This is a genomic window from Acidobacteriota bacterium (assembly GCA_020845575.1).
GTDB lineage: Bacteria > Acidobacteriota > Vicinamibacteria > Vicinamibacterales > Vicinamibacteraceae > Luteitalea.
This window is the reverse complement of sequence record JADLFL010000018.1, coordinates 93797-109958: the sequence shown is the minus strand read 5'-3', so window position 1 is coordinate 109958 and position 16162 is coordinate 93797. Positions and strand designations below refer to the sequence as shown.

At 67.7% G+C, this 16162-nt stretch carries 15 protein-coding genes; 9 read left to right on the top strand and 6 right to left on the bottom strand.

The genetic code is table 11. The features are described 5' to 3' along the window. Both IT182_05745 and mutL read left to right on the top strand, forming a co-directional pair. Positions 1–657, top strand: a 657-nt coding sequence (locus IT182_05745; protein ID MCC6162834.1) for a pyruvate, phosphate dikinase, incomplete at its 5' end; no start/stop codon positions are given. A 151-nt stretch (positions 658–808) separates the two neighbouring features. Continuing rightward, a complete protein-coding gene (gene mutL / locus IT182_05740) occupies positions 809–2650 on the top strand; it encodes a DNA mismatch repair endonuclease MutL (GenBank protein ID MCC6162833.1) in 1842 nt (613 codons plus the stop codon). A gap of 71 nt (positions 2651–2721) precedes the next feature. Here mutL and IT182_05735 read toward each other — a convergent pair whose 3' ends face one another. The 5 genes from IT182_05735 to IT182_05715 all read right to left on the bottom strand — a co-directional run bounded on the left by IT182_05735 (position 2722) and on the right by IT182_05715 (position 6634). Further along, entirely contained in the window at positions 2722–3498 is a 777-nt protein-coding gene (locus IT182_05735; GenBank protein MCC6162832.1) for a methyltransferase domain-containing protein, read from the bottom strand. Between the two features lie 153 nt (positions 3499–3651). Then, positions 3652–4140 carry a DUF3368 domain-containing protein gene (locus tag IT182_05730; protein ID MCC6162831.1) on the bottom strand — a complete coding sequence of 163 codons (489 nt, stop codon included), beginning with the start codon at positions 4138–4140 and terminating at the stop codon, positions 3652–3654. Next, positions 4137–4406: a UPF0175 family protein gene (locus IT182_05725; protein MCC6162830.1), complete on the bottom strand. Its 270-nt coding sequence runs from the start codon at positions 4404–4406 to the stop codon at positions 4137–4139. The genes IT182_05730 and IT182_05725 overlap by 4 nt, the downstream gene beginning before the upstream one ends. 49 nt (positions 4407–4455) lie before the next feature. Then, on the bottom strand, positions 4456–5742 hold the full coding sequence (locus IT182_05720) for a replication-associated recombination protein A (protein ID MCC6162829.1): 1287 nt from the start codon (positions 5740–5742) through the stop codon (positions 4456–4458). Between the two features lie 76 nt (positions 5743–5818). Continuing rightward, positions 5819–6634 (bottom strand): RNA methyltransferase, encoded by an 816-nt coding sequence (locus IT182_05715; protein ID MCC6162828.1) that lies wholly within the window; start codon positions 6632–6634, stop codon positions 5819–5821. Positions 6635–6762: 128 nt separating this feature from the next. Between IT182_05715 and IT182_05710 the strand changes: the two genes are divergently transcribed. From IT182_05710 to IT182_05700, 3 genes are read left to right on the top strand one after another with little or no spacing between them, the layout of a single operon-like run. Further along, positions 6763–7230 carry a transcription elongation factor GreA gene (locus tag IT182_05710; GenBank protein ID MCC6162827.1) on the top strand — a complete coding sequence of 156 codons (468 nt, stop codon included), beginning with the start codon at positions 6763–6765 and terminating at the stop codon, positions 7228–7230. A 34-nt stretch (positions 7231–7264) separates the two neighbouring features. After that, positions 7265–8656, top strand: coding sequence for a hypothetical protein (locus IT182_05705; GenBank protein ID MCC6162826.1), 1392 nt, complete (start codon positions 7265–7267; stop codon positions 8654–8656). Continuing rightward, positions 8653–9822, top strand: coding sequence for an aminotransferase class I/II-fold pyridoxal phosphate-dependent enzyme (locus tag IT182_05700; protein ID MCC6162825.1), 1170 nt, complete (start codon positions 8653–8655; stop codon positions 9820–9822). Before IT182_05705 ends, IT182_05700 begins: the two co-directional genes overlap by 4 nt. Positions 9823–9828: 6 nt before the next feature. Here IT182_05700 and IT182_05695 read toward each other — a convergent pair whose 3' ends face one another. After that, the gene (locus IT182_05695; protein MCC6162824.1) at positions 9829–11280 is read right to left on the bottom strand and encodes a DHH family phosphoesterase; all 1452 of its coding nucleotides are present in this window, start codon (positions 11278–11280) and stop codon (positions 9829–9831) included. A 183-nt stretch (positions 11281–11463) separates the two neighbouring features. On the opposite strand from IT182_05695, the gene IT182_05690 reads away from it, so the two are divergent. From IT182_05690 to IT182_05675, 4 genes are all read left to right on the top strand, one after another. Continuing rightward, a complete protein-coding gene (locus IT182_05690) occupies positions 11464–12423 on the top strand; it encodes a VWA domain-containing protein (GenBank protein ID MCC6162823.1) in 960 nt (319 codons plus the stop codon). Positions 12424–12502: 79 nt separating this feature from the next. Then, positions 12503–14524 (top strand): excinuclease ABC subunit UvrB, encoded by a 2022-nt coding sequence (gene uvrB, locus IT182_05685; protein ID MCC6162822.1) that lies wholly within the window; start codon positions 12503–12505, stop codon positions 14522–14524. Between the two features lie 74 nt (positions 14525–14598). After that, the gene (locus IT182_05680) at positions 14599–15309 is read left to right on the top strand and encodes an ABC transporter permease (GenBank protein ID MCC6162821.1); all 711 of its coding nucleotides are present in this window, start codon (positions 14599–14601) and stop codon (positions 15307–15309) included. 3 nt (positions 15310–15312) lie between these two features. Further along, positions 15313–16161 (top strand): ATP-binding cassette domain-containing protein, encoded by an 849-nt coding sequence (locus tag IT182_05675; protein ID MCC6162820.1) that lies wholly within the window; start codon positions 15313–15315, stop codon positions 16159–16161. Position 16162: the final 1 nt, after the last annotated feature.

Sequence of the window (16162 nt, the reverse complement as noted above, 5' to 3'; positions counted from 1 at the left end):
TTCAACCCGATGCTCGGCTTCCGTGGCTGCCGTCTCGGCATCCGCTATCCCGAGATCACCGCGATGCAGGCGCGCGCGGTGTTCGAGGCGGCGGCAGACGCCAACAAGAAGGGCTACAAGGCCAAGCCGGAGATCATGATCCCGCTCGTCGGCTTCAAGAAGGAACTCGACCTGCAGGTGGCGATCGTCCACGAGGTGGCGCGCAAGGTGCAGGCCGAGCGCAAGACCACGATCGCCTACAGCGTGGGCACCATGATCGAGGTGCCGCGCGGCGCGATCACGGCCGACGAGATCGCCGAGACGGCGGAATTCTTCTCGTTCGGCACCAACGACCTCACGCAGACCACGCTCGGCATGTCGCGCGACGATTCGGGCTCGTTCCTCCCGCACTACGAGGAAGCCGAGATCGTCAAGCGCAACCCGTTCGCGACCATCGACCAGTCTGGCGTCGGCGCGCTGATGCGCATCGCCGTCGAGAAGGGACGGCAGACGCGCCCGGGCATCAAGCTGGGGATCTGCGGCGAGCACGGTGGCGAGCCTGACTCGGTCAAGTTCTGCGACGTGCTCGGACTCGACTACGTGAGCTGCTCGCCGTTCCGCGTGCCCGTCGCGCGGCTCGCGGCGGCGCAGGCGGCCATCGCGGCATCGCGTAAGTAGGTTGTTTCACAGAGGGGCGGGCATCGTGCTCGCTCCTCTGAGACAGTCGTCGCTGCCGGACTTCCACCTTCGCCCTGCGGGCTGCGGTGGACAAGTTGTCCGGCAGATCGGCCACGCCAGGCTCTCTCAGGTCCTACCCGGCGCCCGCACCGTGAGAATCGCGATTCTTCCTCCCGCTCTCGCCAACCAGATCGCGGCTGGTGAGGTCGTCGAACGCCCCGCCTCGGTCGTCAAGGAACTGGTCGAGAACGCGCTCGATGCCGGGGCGCGTCGCGTGGTCGTTGCCATCGAACAGGGTGGACGTGGTCTCATCCGCGTCGAAGACGATGGGGAGGGGATGTCGCCGGAGGATGCACGCCTTGCGGTGCATCGGCACGCGACGAGCAAGATCCGCGTCGCGGAGGACCTCGACGGCATTCGTACGCTGGGGTTCCGCGGCGAGGCACTGCCCAGCATTGCATCGGTCTCGCACTTCACGCTGCGCACGCGTGCGCGTGGGGCGCTGACGGGATTCGAGCTGCGCATCGACGGCGGACAGCTCGCGGCGTCGCATGACGTGGGCGCGCCGGAAGGCACCACCATCGAGGTGCGAGACCTCTTCTACAACCTGCCCGCACGAAGGAAATTCCTGAAGGCCGAGTCCGCTGAAGCGGCGCAGGTGTCCAAGCTCATGACGCAGCTCGCACTGGGCTCGCCGTCGGTCGGCTTCACGTTGACGAGCGGTGGACGCAGGCTGCTCGATTGCCCACCCGCCAGCGACATGGCGGAACGGTTCTACCAGGTCTACCAGGCGCGGCCCGATCTCGTGGAAGTGCGACGCGAAGGTGGCGGGTTACGCGTCCATGGGTACATCGCGCCGCTCGCCGATCAGGGGCCCAGACGCGGGCCGCAGAACATCTACGTCAACGGACGCATCGTCCGCGACAAGACCATCGCGCACGCGATCCAGGCGGCGTATGCCGTGGCGACGGTCAAGGAGCGCAGCCCCGAGGTGCATCTCTTCATCGAGATGCCCCCCGAGCGTGTCGACGTCAACGTGCATCCGACGAAGGCAGAGGTCCGCTTCCTCGAACAGAGCCTCGTCCACGAAGTACTGCGCCGCGCGTTGAGCGATGCGCTCGGCGCCGGTCCCGCGCCGGAGCTGCGGCTTCAGGCGTCGGTCGCGCCCATCGCGCTGCCGGCGATGCCGATGCTGCCCGGCGTGCTGCGTCCGGACCCGACGTTCAGGCAGGAACCGTGGCGTCCCGTTGCGCAGGGGAGTGCCGACGGGCAGCCACATCCTGGTGCGGCCTCGTCGCAGGGCGATCCGTTGGCTCCGTGGGAGCGTGGCGTTTCGGAAACGAGCGAGGCGGCGTCGACGACCACTGACGCGTTGTCAGTGGGCGTTGGCGCGCTGCCGCCGCCTGCCGACACGCTGCTGCCGATGAAGCCGCTCGGTCAGTTCCGGCACACGTACATCCTCGCCGTCGATCAGGATGGCCTCGCGATCATCGATCAGCACGTGGCGCACGAGCGCGTGCTGTACGAGCGCATCTATGAGCGCCTGTCGTCGGGCCGCCTGCAGAGCCAGCGTCTGCTCACGCCGCTCGTCTTCGAGATGGATCCCGCGCAGCTGGCCGGCATCGAAGCGCATGCGAACGACCTCGAGCGACTGGGATTCGACGTGGAGCCCTTCGGCGGCAAGTCCGTCCGCGTGAGCGCCATGCCGGCGTTGATCGGCCTCGGCGACGTGGAGCCGGCCCTGCGCGCGCTCGGCCAGGATCTCGACGGCTTCGACAAGGCCGGCCGCGTGGACGATGTCCTCAAGCACCTGGCGGCAACGATGGCGTGTCATGCCGCGGTGAAGGCCAACGATCCGCTGCCGCTCGAGAAGATGCAGTTCATCCTCGACGAACTGCACGCCACGGCGTACTCCACCGTCTGCCCCCACGGCCGCCCCGTCATGCTGCGACTCACGCGCCGCGAGATCGAGAAGCGTTTCGAGAGGATCTGAAGACCGGCAACCCGCAACCGGCAACGGGCAACCGGACACGCTGCGATTGGAGGTAGGAGCCGGGCAGGCGGTCAATGCGGCTTCCGGGCGACGAGGCGGACCATGCGGAGCTGTTTCTCCGGGGCCCAGTCGTAGCTGTCCATCACGTCTTCGTACTTCAGGATCGTGAAGCCATCGAAGATGCGCAGGAGTTCGTTGGTCTCGAACTCCCACTCACCACCGCTGACCTCGCGGTGCGCGCCCTCGACCACCACGAGGCCACCCGGCTTGAGGGCGTTCTTCACGCGGAACACGCTGCGCTTCTCGATCGCATACAGCACGGCGATGAGATCCCACTGCTGCGTGCCGAAGTCGAACTCCTCGTCCGACATCTGCAGGGCGCGCAGGGAAAGACCGCGCGCCGCGGCCACATCCCGCGCCGTCGCGAGACCAACCGCCGACACATCGAACCCTGTCACGTCCCACCCTCGCTCGGCCAGGAACAGGGCGTTGCGGCCCTGGCCCATACCCACGTCGAGTGCCTTCCCTGGCTTCAGTCCAGCCACCGCCTTGACGAGCAGCGCCGTCGGCTCGAGCCTGAACTCGGATTGCTGCGCGGTGTAGACGCGGTCGTACAGGACACCTTCGTCGTGCGCGAGCGCCAACCGCAATGTCCTGTCTGCCTGGTCGGGTGTGAGCCCGTCATCGAGGAGTTGCTGTCGATACAGCCGCAGCGTGTCGTCCCACGAGAGCGACGCATGGACTGGCTGCGTCCGCCACGCGTCGAACGCCTCGAACGCAAGTCGTCCTTCGGACTTCTGCGCCCACGCCGCGCCGCCCAGCGCCACCACGAACCACGCGGTCAACACGCCACGTCGGATCGCCGCCCGCACAAACGGCCCGCCAGGATTCACTCGCCACTCTCCATCTCTTCGAGATCCTTGTTTCTTGCCGTGCGTCGGACAAGTCCGACGCCTACGCCTCCGTAAAGTCGGCCAGCGTTCCGCGTCGGTGGGGCCACGTCAGATCTCCGGCTGGCGGTTCGACGCGTCTTCACGCACGCTTCTGAGCAGGCGCGGCGAGACGCGGAAGTTGGTCTTCTGCAGACGGTCGAGTGCCTCATCCGCATTGATCAACCTCCGTCGGGCAGCAACCAGAATGACACCGAGTGTTCCGTAGGCCTCGAGCCCGTGCGCTTCGGCGGCTTGCCGTCCAGGCCGCTCGTCGATGAGCACGAAATCGGCTCCGACGCTCAACGACAGCGCGAGGGCCTCGCGTTCGCCCGCATCCAGATGTGTGAGAGTGGCGGGAATATCTGGCGCGGGTCGGACTTCAAGCCAGTCCGCACCGGCTGCGATGAACTGTCTGACTGGTTCTGGCGTTTCGCTGTCCTGCAGTTCGCGCCGAACGGCCTCTGGAATGAGGACCCGTTCGAACAGCGTCGGAAGCAGTTCCTGGCACTCGATCAATACCAAGTAGTTGATCGGGGACGTGTCAGAGACAACGATCATCGAGAGCCGAGCTGCTGGCGAAGTCCCTGGAGGTCTTTCTCGAGGTCGTCCCCGTCATATGCAAGGTACGCCTGACGTGCCTTCAGGAACGCCTCGGTCGCTCCGAACGACAACCCGAGGATCCTCCCGACCTGTTCCCGACTCAGCGTTCCGTCACGGTAACCCTCTACTGCGAGCGCTTCGAGCGTCCCACGCGACACGTCGCGCCAGGCCGACTCCAGACGCTTCGCGATGTCTGTTGGCACGTCGACCGCGATTCTCGTCATGCAGTCATCTTACGCCGTCTCGCGTCGAGAGGAGTCTGGGCGACAGCGGTCAGCGCTCGGTGTCGGTGGGGGCGCGGCGTTTTCGCTTGATCTCGCGCCAGCCTTCCAGTCGCCTCGCGATCTCCTTCTCGAAGCCGCGATCGGTCGGGCGATAGAACTGGCGGCCCTGGAGGGCGGGCGGGAGGCAGTCCATGCCGGTCACGGCATCAGCGGCGTCGTGGGCGTACTCGTAGCCCTTGCCGTAGTCCAGCTGCTTCATCAGCCGCGTCGGTGCGTTGCGCAGGTGGAGCGGGACGGGTTCGGCCTCGTCGCGACGAGCAGACTCGGCGGCCTCGTTGTAGGCCGCATAGACCGCGTTGCTCTTCGGCGCCGTTGCGAGATATACCGCCGCCTGCGCGAGTGCCGTGTTGGCTTCGGGCAGGCCGAGCAGGTGCGCGGCCTGTTGCGCCGCGACCGTGACCACCAGCGCCTGTGGGTCCGCGTTGCCCACGTCCTCGGACGCGAATCGCACGAGTCGTCGCGCGACGTACATCAGGTCTTCGCCGGCGTCGAGCATGCGCGCCAGCCAGTACAGGGCGGCGTCGGGATCGCTGTTCCGGAGCGACTTGTGCAGGGCCGAGATGAGGTTGAAGTGCTCCTCGCCGCTCTTGTCGTACCGCAGCGTGCGTCGCGCCACGAGCGGCGCGAGGAGCGCGCGCGCGAGCACGCGCGGTTGCGTGTCCGGCACCACGCTTGCCGCCAGTTCGAGCAGGTTGAGCGCGCTGCGTGCGTCGCCGTTGGCGTGGACCGCGATGGCCTGCAGCACGCCGTCCTCGACCTCGATGCCCGCCGCGCCGAGCCCGCGTTCGCTGTCGTGCAGAGCGCGGTCGAGGATCGTCACCACGGCGTCAGGCGTCAGCGGCTGGAGCACGAACACCTTCGATCGCGACAGCAGCGCCGCGTTCACCTCGAACGACGGATTCTCCGTCGTCGCGCCAATCAGCACGATGTCGCCGGCTTCGACGTGAGGGAGGAACGCGTCCTGCTGTGCCCTGTTGAAGCGATGGATCTCGTCGACGAAGACGACCGTGCGCGTGCCGTCGCGCCGTCGCGAATACGCCGCTGTCGTCATGACATCCTTGACGTCCTTCACGCCCGAGAGCACGGCACTGAACGCCACATAGCGTGCGGCGGTCGCCTGCGCGATCGCTCGTGCAAGTGTCGTCTTACCCGTTCCAGGCGGTCCCCAGAGGATGACCGACTGGAGGACGTCGCGATCGATCGCCTCGCGCAGCGGACGGCCTGGCGCCAGGACCTGATCCTGGCCGACGATCTCGTCGATGGTCCGCGGACGCATCCTGTCGGCGAGGGGCACATGTCCCGTCTGTCGCGGCGAATCCGGCGCATCGCCCGCGGATTCGAACAACGTGGGCTCACTCACGCGCGAACTCCTGATGTGAACGCCGGCGGCGAGCGACGTCGAAGAGGACCAGACTCGCCGCGACGCCGACGTTGAGCGACTCCACGCCCGCGTGCATCGGGATGCGTACGCGCACGTCGCACAGCGCCGCGACCTCGGTCGACAACCCCGCGCCTTCGGAACCTGCGAGCACCGCCACTGGTCCACTCAGATCCGCATCGTCCAGCGACGTGGGCGCGTCAGCGGCCAGGGCGACGAGATGCAGGCCGGCGTCGCGTAGGGCGGTGAGTGCGCCGCGTGTGTCGGCCGCGCGCGCGATGGGCAGGCGAAGCGAACTGCCCATCGAACCGCGCAGCGCCTTCCAGCCGAACGGATGCGCGCTGTGGCCTGCCGCGACGAGGCCCGTGCCACCAGCGGCTTCCGTGCTGCGAATGAGCGTGCCGAGGTTACCGGGATCCTGCACGTCGACAGCCACGGTGACGAGCGCGGGGGCAGGGAAGAGCAGGTCCTGTATGTCGCGCATGTGGAGTGTGACGAGTGCGAGGATGCCGGCCGGCGTGCGTGTGGGACTCGCGGCATCGAGCACGGCAGGCGTGACACGGTGGATCAGGCAGCCGGCCACTCGTGCACGGTCGACGATCGCCGCGGTCTCCTGTCGCGCGTCGGCACCTTCGGCAACCAGCACGAACGCCAGCGGGAGCGCCGCGGCAAGGGCGTCGGTCACCAGGTGTGGACCATCGAGCAGGTGCTCGCCGGCATGGCCGTCGGCGGCGTCTCGGCACCGCGCGACGACCGGGTGTCGGCGGCTGGTGATCGTGGGATCGGTCATGGTTGGCCCGCGCGGATCGCGCGAACCCCTATGGTAAGATTTCGGCGTCGCTTGGCCCAACTGACGCGGGCTGGCAGGCTCATGGTGGGCCTGCGTGGACCCGCCATGCCATCGCCTGGATCGCCGCAGTGTTAGAAGTCAAAGCGCAGTTGCTCCGCAAGTTCGAGGACGAGATCTCCGCTCTGGATCGTGAGCTCAAGACCGAGCTCCCGAAGGAGATCCAGCGTGCCCGAGAGCTCGGCGACCTGCGCGAGAACGCCGAGTACCAGGCCGCCAAGGAACGCCAGACGTTCCTGCAGGCGCGCATCGGCATGCTGAAGAAGCGCATGGCCGACATCTCGCTGATCAACCTCGACAAGATCCCGCAGGGCCGTGTGGCGTTCGGCTCCACGGTGACGCTGCGCGAGAACGGCGAGACGGTCGTGTATCAGCTCGTGATGCCCGAAGACGCCGATGCCGCCAAGGGACTGATTTCGACGGCATCCCCGATCGGCCGCGCCCTGCTCGGCAAGGAAGAGGGCGACGATGTCACCGTGCCCACCCCCAATGGCCAGCGAATCTTCGAGCTCGTCAAACTCGTCACCATCCACGACTAGTCCGCCCTACGCGCCGCGCCTGCGCACGGCACTCGTGTTCACGGGCACGGGATCGGCGGGTGCCTATCACGCCGGCGTCATGAAGGCGCTCGCCGAAGCGGGCGTGAAGGTCGACCTCGTGGCCGGCCGCGGCATGGGTGCCGTGAGTGCGATGCTCGCGGCCATCGACGGTGGCACGCGATTGTGGCAGCCGTCCGGCGCCTGGAGCGGCGCGCGCCCCGCGGCCTTGTACGGCTGGCGCCTGTCGTGGCGCGTGCTCGGCTGGGCCCTCGCCGCGTCCTTCTGCGTGCTCGCCATTCCGGTGCTGGTGCAGGTCCTGGCGATGCTGCTGTACCCGCTCGCGTATGCCGTCCAGTTGACGGGGCTCGATCGCGACGGGCGCATCGCGGCACTCTTCGTCCAGACGATTGCCGCCACGTTCAGCCACACGCTCTTCGCGCAGGTGATCCCGCGTGTGGCGGTGCTGTCGCTGCTGGCGGCGGCGCTGTTCCTCGCCGGCGAATACGTGTTGCGCACGCGCGGACAGGGCCGCCGTGGCTGGGATGGTCCGCCGTGGTGGATCGCGCTCGGGGCACCACTCGATGCCCATCGCGCGGTGGCGCACTTCGCGCAGGCGCTCTGGACCGGACCCGCCGCGGGCGGCTCGCGGACCACGGATCGCCGCGAGCTCAGTCGCCGCTACGTGGAGATGATCGCCGACGGGCTCGGTCAGCCCGGCTCCGCGGAACTGCTGGTGGTGGCGCACGACCTCGATGCGCGCCGTGATCTCGTCTTCGCCGCGCTGCAGGAACCGTGGCGGCGCCGCTTCTTCACCGAGGATGCGGCGGGCGTGCGCGTCGCGGAAGTGATCGACCTGCTCGGCGCGGGCCGCGATCTCGCCATGGACGGCCTCAGCGCGTCGCTCGCCGTGCCGCTCGCCGCCGAGCCGCACGCGCTGACGTTCCCGCTTGATAGCGCCTGGCGCGGCGAGACGCACATGGTCACCGATCGACCCGAGTCGCTGATCCGCCTGCTGGAAGAAGTCTCGGCCGCGGGAGCGGAGCAGGTGATTCTCGTGAGTGCCGCGTCGCCCCTGCCTGGGCCGCACGGCCTCACCGCGCGCCGCGCCTCGCCGCGCGCCTGGCTCGGGCAGGCCATCGCCGCGCACGAGAGCGCCAGCGTGCGCGACGGCGCCACGGCGTTCTTCGATCGCTTCACGACCGTGTATCACGTGCAGCCCGTGCACAATCCGCTCGGCCCCTTCGACATGGCTGGCACGCGCGACGCCCGATCCGATCGGCACGCCGTCCTCGACGAGCTCGTCCGCCGCGGCTACGACGACGCGTACGCCCAGTTCATCGTCCCGGTCATCGGTGGCAGCGCGGAGGGGCTGGATCAGCCTCCCCTCGCACCCATCGCCCCTGGGGACGATCTCCCGCTGACATGACTCGTCCGGCGCTTTCCACACGTCTGATCCACACGGCCGAAGGGGCGATGCCGGGGGCGTGTCCGCTCACGACGCCCGTCTACGAGACGACCACGTTCGTCTTCGAGTCGACGCGCGATGTGCAGGCCTACATCGAGGGCGGCACCGATCGCTATTTCTACACGCGGTACGACAACCCGTCGCTGCGGTCGCTCGAGATGAAGCTGGCTGAAGCCGAAGACGCCGAAGCCGCGATGGTCTTCTCGTCGGGGATGGGCGCCGTGGCGACGACCATCATGAGCCTCGTGTCTGCGGGCGACGAGGTGGTGTGCAGCGCGGCCATCTACGGCGGCACGCTCCACCTGCTGCAGTCGTTCCTGACGCGGTTCGGCGTCACGACGCGGTTCGTGGAACTGGACCAGATGCGCGATCCGACGTTCGTCATCGGACCGCAGACGCGGCTGGTGTGGTTCGAGTCGCCGATCAATCCGACGCTGCGGTGTCTCGACATCGCACGCGTGGCGGCGGCGTGTCGTGCGGCCGGCGTGACGTCGGTGATCGACAACACGTTCGCCACCCCGTACAACCAGCGCCCGCTCAGGCTCGGCGTGGACCTGGTGATGCACAGCGTCACCAAGTACCTGAACGGACACAGCGACGTGACGGGCGGGGCCGTGATGGGCTCGCGCGTTCTGATCGACGGTCTCCTGCCTGGACGCAAGCTGGTGGGCGCGCTGATGGATCCCGGCGCCGCCTCACTCGTGGCTCGCGGCCTCAAGACGCTCGACGTGCGCATGGAGCGGCACAACGCCAACGCACTGGCGCTCGCGCGGGCGTTCGAGGGCGACGCGCGCGTGGCCGCCGTGTCGTATCCCGGTCTCGCGAGTCATCCGGATCACGCCATTGCCGCCGCGCAGATGCGCGGATTCGGGGGCATGGTCACGCTCGATCTCGCGGGTGGCTTCGACGCTGCCGCGCGGTTCTTCGATCGCCTCACCGTCTTCAAGCGCGCGGCGAGCCTCGGCGGCGTCGAGAGCCTGTGCAGCCTGCCGGTGTTGTCGTCGCAGTACGGCTGGACTGACGATCAACTCGCGCGTGCCGGCGTGACACGCGGCATGGTCAGGCTGTCTGTGGGAATAGAAGGGGTCGACGATCTCGTCGCCGACGTCGACCAGGCGTTGGGGTAGCGCCGTTCACGGGACGAGTGCGGCCTTCGGTTCTTCCTTCTTGCTCTGTTCGTCCTTCTTGCCGGCGGGCGTGTCGTGAATGAACTGCTCGGCCATGGCGGCCACGGCGGCGTTGATCTGGGCGGGCGTTCTGGCACCGTGGCGCTTGGCGAAGGCGGCGAAGGGGACGACGGCCTTGGCCATCGCACGGTGACCGCCGGCGCTGCCGATGTCGCCGAAGTACCTGCGCACGAACTCACCGGCGTTGCGTGAGTACCCGAGGTTGCGCACCGACAGCACCAGCATGTCGTTGACGATGCCGGTGACGAACGTCCACTTGGTGTCCTCGACCTGGAGGAAGAAGTCGGCGGTGTAGGTGATGAAGTCCTCGCGCGGCACCTCGTCCAGGCTCGCGAAGAACAGGTCGCCGCGCATGTCGCTCGCGGCGAGTCCCTTGACCACCGTGTGCAGGCGCTCCAGCGTGATGTCGGCGCCTTCCATCTTGCGGATCAGCGCGGCATCGGCCAGCGGATAGAGGTAGGTGAACGCGTCGAGGTCCTGCCGGTTCGTGTGGCGCGCGAAGAACAGCGTGTCGGACTTGATCGCGTACAGCATCGCCGTTGCCACGCGCTCGGAGACGTTCATGTCCACGGCGCGCAGGTGCTCGGTGAGGATCGTGCACGTCGACCCGTAGTCGGCGCGGATGTCCTTGAACACCGCGCTGTAGCCCGGTTGCTCCGGATGGTGGTCCACCACCATATCCACGTGTGGGAGCTGGCCGCCGAAGTAGTGCGGTTGCACGTCCACGGTGGCCACGCGGCCGAAGCTCGCGAACTGATCCGGCGTCACCTTCTCGACCTGGATGTCGAGCAGGTGCGCCATGCGCACGTTCTCCGGGCGGCTCACGCCGTGGATGGCGCCGATGATCGCCGTGGTCTTCGTGCGGCGGAGCAGGTTCCGCAACGCGAGTCCTGCAGCCATCGCGTCGGGGTCCGGCTCGTTGTGCAGCAGGATCAGGACACGGTCGGCGTCGGCAAAGAAGCGCTGGTACTGCAGCACGCGCGCGCGTGTCGCGCTGCGTTCGAGTTCGCCGTGCAGCTGCGGCCCCAGCAGGTCACCGAGCGTCAGCGTGAAGATGTCGGGAAAGGCGGTCTTGGCCTCGTCTGCCCGCTTCGTGCTGGCGCCCGTGGAGACGACGTAGGTCAGGGTCCCGCCGGCGTCGCGCACCGCACTGATGAGGCGCTTGATGCTCCGCTTGCCGGTGTCCTCGATGATGACGCAGGTGCTCGGGGCCAGGTCGGCCTTGACGTAAGAGTCGCAGCGCGAGCAGTCGGCCGCCGTGATCTTCAGGCCCTCCTCGCCGAGGCGTCGCGCGAGTTGCCGGTTGTCGACAAGGAACTCGACGTCGAAGGTCGAGCCGAGCGCGGCGTGGAGCGCGCGCATCACGAGGTCGGTCTGACAGACGGCCAGGCACTTCATGCGTGTGAGCGGGAGCGTGCCATGCGGCGACCCCCACGGGCCAAACCACAAGTATACGCCCCGACCTCGCGGGAGTCCGCATCCCCATCGTGTGGGTGTATCCTGAGCGGGATTTCCGAAGGGAGCCGTCTCCGGCCGCGCGGCGCGCGCCACGGGGACGGACCGGTGGCGACGGGGGATGGCATGGCGCGTCTCGTGACGGCGGCAGCACTACTCATGTGGGCCTGGTCTGCGCCGGTGATGGCGCAGGAGATTTTCCGCAGCGGCGTCGAGACCGTGCGGGTCGGCGTGGCCGTGGTCGACAAGGCCGGCCAGCCGGTGGCCACGCTTGCGCGCGAGGATTTCACGATCTTCGAGGACGGCCGACCACAGGAACTCCGGCTGTTTGCCACGGGTGGGCCCGGCGAGGGCGTCGACGCGGCGGACGTGGCCGACGATCGGCCGCCGCTCCACATCGGACTCCTGTTCGACACCTCGGGCAGCATGGCGACGGATCTGGCGATGGCGCGAAGCGCCGCCGTCAAGTTCTGCAACATGCTCCAGCGCGCCGAGGACATCACGCTGGTGGACTTCGACACCGAGGTCCGCGTGGCCCGCTTCGGCGCGGCCGACTTCCCGCGGTTCGTGGAGCGCCTGCGCACGCGCAAGCCCGACGGCTGGACGGCGCTCTACGATGCGCTCGGCGTGTATCTCGAGGGCACGGCGTTCCAGTCCGGCGAGAAGGTCGTCGTGGCGTATACCGACGGGGGTGACACGCGCAGCGTCATGTCGTTCAGTGATGCGCTGACGGCCCTCAAGGCGTCGGACGTCACCGTGTACGTGGTGGGATTCCTGGAGCGACAGGGCTCGCGCGAGAAGCTCGAACAGCGCATGCGGCTCACGCAGCTTGCCGAGGCGACAGGCGGCCTGGCCTTCTTCCCGACCTCGCGACAGGACATCGATCAGGCCTACCGGCAGATCCAGGCCGACGTGGACGGCCGGTACCTCCTCGGCTACGTGTCGAGCAATCAGGCCAACGACGGCACCTGGCGCACGCTCGACGTGCGGCTCAACCGGACGGACCTCAAGTCGGCCCGGATCCGCACTCGCAAGGGGTACTTCGCGCTCCTGCGTCAGGAGTCGATCGCGGCCCGTCCCGAGTAAGCGGCGCTTGCCGTCTTCGGCGGCCGCGTGATGTGCGGAGGGTGGTACGATCCGCAGGATTCGTTGCGCCTTCGCCCTCATGCCATCCACATCCGATCGCTTTGAACTGGTCTCGTCCTTCGAACTCCGAGGCGACCAGCCACGGGCGATCGACGAACTGGTCAGCGGCCTCGAACGCGGCGACCGGTTCCAGACGCTGCTGGGCGTGACGGGGTCGGGCAAGACGTTCACGATGGCCCAGACCATCGCGCGCGTGAATCGCCCGGCGCTGGTCATGGTGCACAACAAGACGCTTGCCGCGCAGCTCTACCAGGAGTTCCGGCGCTTCTTCCCGCACAACGCCGTCGAGTACTTCGTGTCCTACTACGACTACTACCAGCCCGAGGCCTACATGCCGGCCACGGACTCGTACATCGAGAAGGAGGCGATCATCAACGAGGAGATCGATCGCATGCGCCTCTCGGCCACGCGATCGCTCTTCGAGCGGCGCGACGTCATCATCGTGTCCAGCGTCTCGTGCATCTACGGTCTCGGATCGCCGGAGGCCTACTACGGGCTGAAGCTGCCGCTCGAACGCGGGCAGGCCATCGCGCGCGAGGCGATCCTCCGCACGCTGGTGGAGATCCAGTACGAGCGCAACGACGCCGACTTCGCACGCGGCACCTTTCGCGTGCGCGGGGACGTGATCGAGGTCTACCCGTCGTACGACGAGCACGCGATCCGCATCGAGCTGTTCGGCGACGAAATCGACGAGATCGCGACGATCGATCCGTTGACGGGCGGCACCGTGAGGCGGCACGACAGGGTATCCATCTACCCGAAGAGCCACTTCGTCACGTCGCGCGATCGCACGAAGCTCGCGATCGAGACCATCAAGGCGGAACTGGTCGAACGTCGCACGCAGCTCGAACAGGAGGGGCGCCTGCTCGAGGCGCAGCGCCTGCACCAGCGCACGATGTTCGACCTGGCGATGATGCAGGAGATCGGGTACTGCCACGGCATCGAGAACTACGCGCGACACCTCACGGGCCGCGCGCCTGGCGCGCCGCCGCCGACGCTGCTCGACTACCTGCCCGAGGACGCGCTCACGATCGTCGACGAGAGCCATCAGACGATCCCGCAGGTGCGCGGCATGTACGCGGGGGACCGCGCGCGCAAGGACGTGCTCGTCGAGTACGGGTTCCGTCTGCCGTCGGCGCTCGACAACAGGCCGTTGAACTTCGACGAGTGGAAGGCGCGCGTCGGGCAGCAGATCTTCGTGAGCGCCACGCCGGGCCCCTACGAGCTGACATCGTCGGCCGGCGTGGTGGTGGAGCAGATCGTGCGTCCGACGGGCCTGCTCGATCCGCCGATCGACATCCGTCCGGTACGCGGCCAGGTGGACGACCTGCTGGGCGAGATTCGCCTGCGCGTCGAGCGTGGCGAGCGCGTGCTCGTCACCACGCTCACCAAGCGGATGGCCGAGGATCTCACGCAGTACTACCACGAGCTGGGCGTGCGCGTCCGCTATCTGCACAGCGACATCGACACGCTCGAACGCATCGAGATCCTGCGCGACCTGCGTCGCGGCGCCTTCGACGTCCTCATCGGCATCAACCTGCTGCGTGAAGGGCTCGATCTTCCCGAAGTGTCGCTCGTGGCCGTGCTGGACGCCGACAAGGAAGGCTTCCTTCGTTCCGCGGGCTCGCTCATCCAGACGGTAGGGCGCGCGGCGCGGCACGTGGACGGACGGGCGATCTTCTACGCCGACGCCACCACGGACTCGATGCGCCGCTGCCTCGACGAGACCAACAGGCGTCGTGAGGTGCAGGTGGCCTACAACGAGACGCACGGCATCACGCCCACCAGCGTGCGTCGGGCGATCGACGAGGGCATGGGCGCGGTGGAGGAGCAGGACTACCTGACGGTGCCCGTCGAGCGCGGGACGCTCGCATTCCGCAACGAAGGCGAACGGGTCGCCCACATCGCGCGTCTCGAAGGCGAGATGCGTGCGGCGGCCGCCAACCTCGAATTCGAGAAGGCGGCAACGCTCCGCGATCAGATCAGGACCCTGCGTCGTCCCGGACTGGCGCTGGCAGGCGTGGAGGCGCCTGGCGCGTGATCATCCTGACATTCTGGGAGAAGACGACGGGCGGGGCGAAGAAGGCGTTCTTCGAGGTGCAGGAGTACGTGAGGATGTGCGCGGCGCTCGGCCGCGCGCTCACGAGCCGGCCCATCTACATCCGCGACATCGTCGAGCAACTCGACGCCATCGGCGTGGGGTCGTTGACGGTGGTCCTGTTGACGGGCGGGTTCACGGGCGCCGTGCTGGCGCTGCAGTCGGGGATGACGCTCGATCAGTTCGGCGCGCGGTCCGTCGTCGGGCGGCTGGTGAGCGCGTCGATGATCAAGGAACTCGGTCCGGTGCTGACGGCGCTGATGGTCACCGGTCGCGTGGGCTCCGGCATCGCCGCCGAACTCGGGTCGATGGCCGTGACCGACCAGCTCAACGCGCTGCGCGCGCTCGGGACCGACCCGCTGCGGAAGCTGGCGCTGCCGCGCGTGATCGCCGGCGTCATCATGGTGCCGATTCTCACCATCATCTCGGACTTCGTCGGCATCGTCGGCGCGTGGGTCACCACCGTCACGCAGCTGCACGTGGCGTCGAGCGTCTACTGGAACTCGGTGGTCATGGGCCTGTACATCCAGGACATCTGGATGGGGCTCATCAAGCCGGTGTTCCTCGGGTTCGCGCTCGTGAGCATCGCGTGTTTCGTGGGCATGCGCACGACGGGCGGCACGCAGGGGGTCGGCCGCAGCACCACGCAGGCCGTCGTCGCGGGATCGGTCGCGGTGCTCGTGATCGATTTCATCATCACCAAGCTGTTGATCAGCCTCCTGTACTGAGCCATGGGGACGCCCACGCCACTCGAGACGCGGCTGTCGCGCGTGAAGACGCCCGGCGAGCCGATCATCGTCTTCGAGCACGTCTTCCTCGCGTTCGGCGACAACGTCATCCTCAAGGACGTCAGCTTCCAACTGCGCGCGGGCTACACCAAGGTGTTCCTCGGAGCGAGCGGCGCCGGCAAGAGCACGATCCTCAAGCTGATCCTCGGGCTCCTGAAGCCCCAGGCCGGCAAGATCTGGGTCAATGGCGTGCGCATCGACGAGCTCAAGGAAACCGACATGATGAAGGTGCGCGACGATGTGGGGATGGTGTTCCAGGAAGGCGCGCTCTTCGACTCCCTGACGGTGCGCGAGAATGTCGGCTACAAGCTGTACGAGGAGACCGACACGCCGCTCGAAGACGTCCACAAGCGCGTGGAGGACGTGCTCGGCTGGGTGGAACTCGAGGAGCACATCGACAAGATGCCGTCGCAGCTCTCGGGCGGCCAGCGCCGGCGCGTCGCCATCGCGCGTGCGATGACGTTCCAGCCGCGCATCCTGCTCTACGACGAACCGACGACCGGCCTCGACCCGATCACGTCGATCACGATCGACGACGAAATCGTGAAGCTGCGCGACATCGAGGGCGTGAGTTCCATCATGGTGACGCACCAGTTGCGCGACGCGTTCTGGGTGACCGAGAAGATGGCCGTGCGCCGCGACGACGGCAGGGTCGACATCGTCCCTGCCACGCCCGAGAAACTGGAGCAGGCCGAGTTCGTGATGCTCCGTGATGGGCTGGTGCACTTCGAGGGCACGGCGCGCGAGTTGCGCGCGTCGACCGACCCGTACCTCCGTTTGTTCCTGAGTTGAT